The sequence below is a fragment of the Burkholderia sp. LMG 13014 genome, from assembly GCF_905232215.1.
Classification (GTDB): Bacteria; Pseudomonadota; Gammaproteobacteria; order Burkholderiales; family Burkholderiaceae; genus Burkholderia.
Map to the genome: position 1 here is coordinate 1 of NZ_CAJNKE010000338.1, position 6,451 is coordinate 6,451.

Sequence of the window (6,451 nt, forward strand, 5' to 3'; positions counted from 1 at the left end):
AGATGGCGCCGGGCGACGTGTTTGTCGTCGAAACGCCGGGCGGCGGCGGATACGGCGCGGCGGGCTGAGCCATGCAGCCGGCGCGGGCAATCCGCGCTGGCACGCGAACGGCATTGCAACGGACTGTGGAATAAAGCCGCGCATTAACGCACAAACGGAATCAAAAATGACGAAAAGTCGGGTCGCAGGCATGCGATCCGACCCTGTCGCCACGGCCCTGTCACATCGCAGCCGCCGAATCCTGGAATCAGCCGCAAACGCCCGCCTGGCGGGGCGCTCAGCCCATCTCGCCGAACCCGTTGCGCACCGCCGCATCCGTAATTGAGCGGGCTGCCAATCATGAAAAATCCGGCTTGCCAATCGAGTCCCAATTCCTTGACACTCTGCTCTAAATGTGAGTGCCAACCTTGATCGTCATTTGATAAGATGGCTCTCATCATTCGTTAGGCAGAACCTGCGCGCATCACGCGCGAACGCCGGGTCGCATTAGCTGGAAACAAGTACGGGACGAGGCCCATCATCACGGCAATCACCGCCGCCCTTTCGGGCACGCGCGACGCGCGGCCCGGAAGGGCGGCCGGCCGGCTCGCTCCGTCTACACTGTGCGTTTTTTCTGGATCGGGGCGTCTCCATGGATGACGAAAACGATAGCGCGGTGCTCGAGGCGCATGTCGGTACGCGCAGCCCCTGCTGGCGTCTCGGCAGCGACAGCAACGCACTCGAACTGGCGGCTGTCCGCGGCCTGACCAACGTCGCCGTCGCGCTGACGGGCGAACAGGCCGCGTGCATCCGCGCGCTGACCGGCGTCACGTCGCACCTCGTGCTCGACATCGCGCTGTTCGGCGAACCGGTCAAGCTCCACCTCGTCGGCAGGAAGATCGACACGACCGACTGGGCCGGCACGGCTTGCGCCTATTCCGATGCCGAATCCGTCGCGGGCGATCTCTCGCACGGGCTCGCGTTTGCCGAGCAGGTCGTGTCCGAAGTGAATTCGCTCGTCGTGATCCTCGACCGCAACGGGAAGGTGCAGCGCTTCAACCGCCTGTGCGAGGAAGTGACGGGCAAGCGCGAGGTCGACGTGATCGGCCGCAGCGCGTTCGAGCTGTTCATGAGCCCGGAGCAGGGCGAGCAGTCGCGCAGCAACATCACGGGCTTTTTCGCGAGCAACCACTCGTTCGCGGTCGAGCGCTACATCAACACGGTCAACGGGCCGCGCCTGTTCCAGTTCCGCAACAAGTTCGTGCAGAGCGGCAGCGGCGTCGACGAGCAGTTCCTGATCTGCTCGGGCATCGACATCACCGAGGAGCGCAGCGCGCAGCAGCGGCTCATCGAGCTCGCGAACACCGACGTGCTCACCGGGCTGCCGAACCGCCATGCGATCAGCGAGCGCATCCACGCGGCGATCGCCGCGGAGACCGCCGCGTCGCGCGGGCAGGTCGGCATCCTGTTCCTCGATCTCGACAACTTCAAGCGCGTCAACGATCACTACGGGCACATCACCGGCGACCGGTTGCTGCAGGACGTGTCGAAGATCATCAGCGGCTGCCTGCCGTCCGGCGCGACGCTCGCGCGGCTCGGCGGCGACGAATTCCTCGTGCTGTTCGAGCACGGCACGCGGCCGCTGCTCGAAGCGACCGCGCAGATCATCCTCGAACGGCTGCGCACGCCGATCCATCTCGGGCTGATGGAGGTCTACACGAGCTGCTCGATCGGCATCGCGATGCATCCGCAGCACGGCGACTCGCTCGAGACGCTGATCCGCAGCGCCGATACCGCGATGTACGTCGCGAAGGAAGAGGGCAAGCATACGTATCGCGTGTTCTCGCTGGAGATGAACCAGAAGGTCGCGAAGTACATGTGGCTCGACACGAACCTGCGCAAGGCGCTCGAGGAAGAGCAGTTCGTGCTGCACTACCAGCCGGTCGTCGATATCGCGACCGGCGACGTGCACGGCGTCGAGGCGCTGATCCGCTGGCAGTCGCCCGACCGCGGGCTCGTCGCGCCGGTCGAGTTCATCCGCTTCGCGGAGGAGTCGGGCCTGATCGCGCCACTCGGGCGCTGGGTGATGCGCAGCGCGGCCGCGCAGGCCGCCGCCTGGAAGGCGAAGGGGCTCGACATCCGGATCGCGGTGAACGTGTCCGCGCGGCAGTTGCAGGACATGAACATCGTGTACCAGCTGGCGTCGATCCTCGACGCCGCGGGGTTGAAGCCCGGCCTGCTCGACATCGAGCTGACCGAAAGCTGCTTCATCGAGGACGAGGATGCGGCCAACGGACTGATGCGCCAGTTCCGCCAGCTCGGCGCGGAGATCCATCTCGACGATTTCGGCACCGGCTATTCGTCGCTGTCGCAGCTGTCGCGCCTGCCGCTCGACGCGATCAAGCTCGACCGCAGCTTCATCACGGGCATCGACCGCAATCCGCGCTCGCAGGCGCTGGTGCGCTCGGTCGTGTCGCTCGCGAAGGCGCTGAATTTCGCGGTGGTTGCGGAAGGCGTCGAAACGCATGCGGAAGCCGAGTTCCTCAAGCAGCTCGACGTCGATCACGCGCAGGGCTACTACTACGCGCGCCCGATGCCGGCGCAGGCGTTCGAGGCGTGGCTCGCGGAGACGAGAAAGCTCAGGCTGATCGCCTGAGCTCCGTTCATGCACGGGCGCCGCCGGCAAGCGGCGGCGCCCGTCGCATTACACCGTGCGCAGCTTCGACACGCGCCGGTTCTGCAGCATCACGAGGCGTTCCATGTACGCGAGATCCTTCGGCTCGATCGTGAACGCCGCATGCACCCACGCTTCAGTGATGTCCATCAGCTCGGAGCGCGTCAGCTGGAACACCCGCTCGCGCGCGCGCAGCATCGCGCGCACGCCGTTCAGCTTCGGCTTCGTGACGTCGATGAAGGTGCGCGTCGCGAGATACGCGTCGCCCGCGTCGAACGTCTCGTCGATCAGGCCGCGATCCTCGTACCACTCGGCCGCGTGCGCTTCACCGGTCGCGATCAACTGCTCCGCGAGACCCCGATCGGCCTTGCGCGCGACGAGCGAATAGCCGCCCATGCCCGGGAACAGGTTGAACGCGATCTCGGGGAACCCGAGTTTCACGCCCTTCTGCGCGAGCACGTAGTGATGCGCGAGCGCGGCCTCGAAGCCGCCACCGAGCGCGCTGCCCTCGACCATCGCGATCGAGATCGCCCCGGTGCCGAAGCCCGTGTAGATCTCGTACACGCCGTCGATGCACGAACGCGCATAGGCCATCAGCAGGTCGCGCTTGCCGCTGCGGATCGCGTCGACGAAAAAGCTCAGGTCGCCGCCGACGTTGAACAGCTCGGGGACGAGCGAGCCCGTCACCCAGAAGTCGAACGGCAGGCCCGAGTCGCGTGCGACGCGTGCGAGATGGATGATGTCGGTAACGAGTTGCTGGTTAAAGCACGGCCGCGGCTCCGATCGCAGCATCATCCACATGACATTACGTCCCTCTTCATAAAAGGCAGTCAGTTGCGTGAGTTCGCCGGCTTCATAAAACGGGCGGCACGCGGGATGGGATTGGAGTTGCATGGTATGTCCTCGTGAGATGTGGTTTTTGAAGACCGTCGCGCCCGGTGCCGAACGGGAGGCGAGTGTCCCGCAGGGCGCCGGGCGCGAGGCATCGCCATTGTTGCGCGCGCACATTCGGCGTATCTGTGGAGTGGGTCACCGGAAAGCCGCACGGGCCCACGCAGGACGGCGGTCGAGGACAAACGGTGGAGGCGCGGGGCGCGCCCGGCCGGGCCGGTATCGCGGCGTTCCGGCCGCGACGACGGAATGCGGGCATGCCGGATGACGGCAAACTGGCGAACGGCGCGGCAATGCCGCGTGCGACGCAGGCAGTCGTAACCGCGCATTGGCAATGCGGGGAGCCTGTCGCGACGGCTCACCGCGCAGGGTATTCACGGGTGCCGACGGGTATATGGCAAATTTTTTTCAGCGTTAGAATCGCGCGCCCGTTCATATCTGCGCGCCCCGTTCCGCACGCAGGGGCGCAGATCTCCTCCGCGGCCGGCATCCGACGGAACTTGCCAGAGTCGGTCGGCTTCAGCCAACATTCGCATCCGGCACGGCCGCGCGATCCGAGCGTGGCCGGCATGGAGGAGAACACGCATGTCAGAAAAACATCGGGTCCTGGTACTGGACGACGATCCGGAGGTGCGCGCCTGGTTGAGGGGCGTGCTGGAAGAGGCCGGGTTCGACGTATCGACGGCCGACAGCGCGGCGATGATGCAGCAGCAACTGGCCGCCGCGCCGCACGCGCTCGTCATCCTCGACCTGAAGCTGCGCGGCGAGGACGGCCTGACGGTGGCGCGCGAGCTGCGACGCCGGTCCGACGTATCGATCATCATGATCAGCGGGCTGGGCGACGAGACGGACCGCGTGCTCGGCCTCGAGACCGCAGCGGACGATTTCATCACGAAGCCGGTGTCCGGGCGCGAGCTGATCGCGCGCGTGCGCGCGCAGCTGCGCCGCACGACCGAGCTGTCGATGCCGCGTCCCGCACCGAACGGCGGCGGCCCGCGCTTCTGCTTCGACGGCTGGACGCTCGATTTCGCCGCGCGGACGCTGACGCACGGCAGCAATCCGTGCGCGCTGACGCAGGGCGAATTCGAGTTGCTCGCCGCGATGGTGCAGCATCCGTCGCGCGTCTGGTCCCGCGACCAGTTGCTCGAACATACGCGCGGCTTCGGCATCGACGTGTACGACCGGACGATCGACGTACTGATCCTGCGCTTGCGCCGCAAGATCGAGCCGAACCCCGAGCAGCCGACCTATATCCGCACGCAGCGCGGCATCGGCTATGTGTTCGCGGTACCCGTCGTGCGCGTGTGACGCGATGCGGACGACGTTCAGGCTGTTGCCGCCCTGGAGTGTCCGGGCCAAGCTGATCGCGACGTTTCTGCTGCTGTTCGGCATCACGCTCGCGGTCGTGGTGGTCGGCGTGCTCGGCATGCGCGCGAACCAGAACGCGCTCGACGAGTATGAAGCGAACGTCGTGCCGGAGATTGCCCGCGCGCTCGAGTTGTCGGACAAGGTCGCGCAGCTCGCCGCAGTCGCGCCGAGCATGATGCTGACCGATTCGCCGGACTTGCTTCACAACGACACCGAGCTGCTGCGCGGCCTGCTCGGCGACATCCGGCGGCTGTCGCCCGGCTTCGGCAAACAGCCTGGCCCCGCCGCGAAGGCGGGCGAACAACTCGCGGTGATCGACGATCTCGACGCGATCGACCAGGATCTCGCCCGGCTGCTGATCGTGTCGGGCCGGCAGCGGCAGCTCAAGGAGGAGTTGAGCGACCTGCGCGTCGCGAACGACCGCATCGGCGACAGCATCGCGCGCGACAAGAGCGTGATCGCGCAGCGCGCGCCGACGCTGCTCGAGATCTGGGCGCGCACGGCCGGTGCACTGCAGGCGGCGAACGCAGCGGAGCTCGGTAGCGCGGAAAGCGACAACGAGGCGCTGTGGCTGCGCGTGCGTGAACGCGGCGAAGACCGTCGCCAGCCGGCGCTTGCCGACGCGCTGCAGCGCCTCGATGGCGGCGCGCGCAACGCGTTCGCGGTGCGCCGCGAGTTTTTGTCGAGCGAAGCGCAGACGGGCTATCTCGTCACGCTCCTGCGCGGCCACGCGGATCATCTGAGCGGCAAGTCGGCGCGCTACGTCGAGCGGTTGCGGCAGATCGCCAGCGAGCGCAGCGACAAGGTGCGCAAGGTCGCGGTGTCCAGCCAGTCGGGCCTGTTGCTGCTGGCTGTCGCGGGCGTCGCCGTGGCGCTGCTCGGCGTCGCGTATGCGAGCCGCATCCTGCACAAGCTGCAGGCGATGACGCGCGTAATGACGCGACTCGCGAAAGGGATCACGTCCGACCAGATGCCGTCGACGCATCGGCCGGACGAAATCGGCGAGCTGGCGCGAGCGTTCGAGGTGTTCCGCACCAACCTGATCGAGAAAGAGCAACTGACCCAGGGGCTCGAGTCGCAGCGCCGCCTGCAGGAGTCGGTGCTCAACTCGATGAACGACGGGGTGTCCGTCCACGACACGCACGGCAGCCTGATCGCGTGGAATCCGACCTTCGCGACGCTGCTCGGGATCGACCCGGGCGCGCTGCATGCGGGCCTGTCGCTCGCGACGCTGCGGCAGGTCATGCATCAGCCCGCGCGCTGGCGCCAGGTGTCGCGCGAGACCGCGACCCGCACGTCGGACGGCGCGCGCATCGCCGCATCGGCCGAGCTGCACCTGCGCGACCACCGGACCCTCGAATTCCACTGCCAGCCGCTTCCGGACGGCGGATGGGTGGCGGTCTGCCGCGACCTGACGAGCCGGCGCGCGGTCGAGGCAGAGTTGCGCCAGGCGCAGAAGATGGACGTGCTCGGCCAGTTGACCGGCGGCGTCGCGCACGATTTCAACAACTTCCTCGTCGCGATACTCGGCAACCTGGA

At 67.0% G+C, this 6,451-nt stretch carries 4 protein-coding genes; 3 read left to right on the top strand and 1 reads right to left on the bottom strand.

The genetic code is table 11. From position 1 onward, the window contains the following. Nucleotides 1-631 precede the first annotated feature (631 nt). On the top strand, nucleotides 632-2,635 hold the full coding sequence (gene pdeR, locus JYJ84_RS25280) for a cyclic di-GMP phosphodiesterase (RefSeq protein ID WP_122948882.1): 2,004 nt from the start codon (nucleotides 632-634) through the stop codon (nucleotides 2,633-2,635). 48 nt (nucleotides 2,636-2,683) lie between these two features. Here the strand turns inward: pdeR and JYJ84_RS25285 are convergent, their stop codons facing one another. Continuing rightward, nucleotides 2,684-3,547: a crotonase/enoyl-CoA hydratase family protein gene (locus JYJ84_RS25285; RefSeq protein ID WP_122948883.1), complete on the bottom strand. Its 864-nt coding sequence runs from the start codon at nucleotides 3,545-3,547 to the stop codon at nucleotides 2,684-2,686. 582 nt (nucleotides 3,548-4,129) lie between these two features. Between JYJ84_RS25285 and JYJ84_RS25290 the strand changes: the two genes are divergently transcribed. Then, nucleotides 4,130-4,852, top strand: a complete 723-nt coding sequence (locus JYJ84_RS25290) for a winged helix-turn-helix domain-containing protein (protein ID WP_175219325.1) — start codon at nucleotides 4,130-4,132, stop codon at nucleotides 4,850-4,852. A 4-nt stretch (nucleotides 4,853-4,856) separates the two neighbouring features. Beyond that, nucleotides 4,857-6,451, top strand: a 1,595-nt coding sequence (locus tag JYJ84_RS25295; RefSeq protein WP_205189582.1) for a PAS-domain containing protein, incomplete at its 3' end; no start/stop codon positions are given.

Coding starts and splice junctions, on each gene's coding strand:
- pdeR (WP_122948882.1), top strand. CDS start 632: ATGGATGACGAAAACGATAGCGCGGTGCTCGAGGCGCATGTCGGTACG.
- JYJ84_RS25285 (WP_122948883.1), bottom strand. CDS start 3,547: ATGCAACTCCAATCCCATCCCGCGTGCCGCCCGTTTTATGAAGCCGGC.
- JYJ84_RS25290 (WP_175219325.1), top strand. CDS start 4,130: ATGTCAGAAAAACATCGGGTCCTGGTACTGGACGACGATCCGGAGGTG.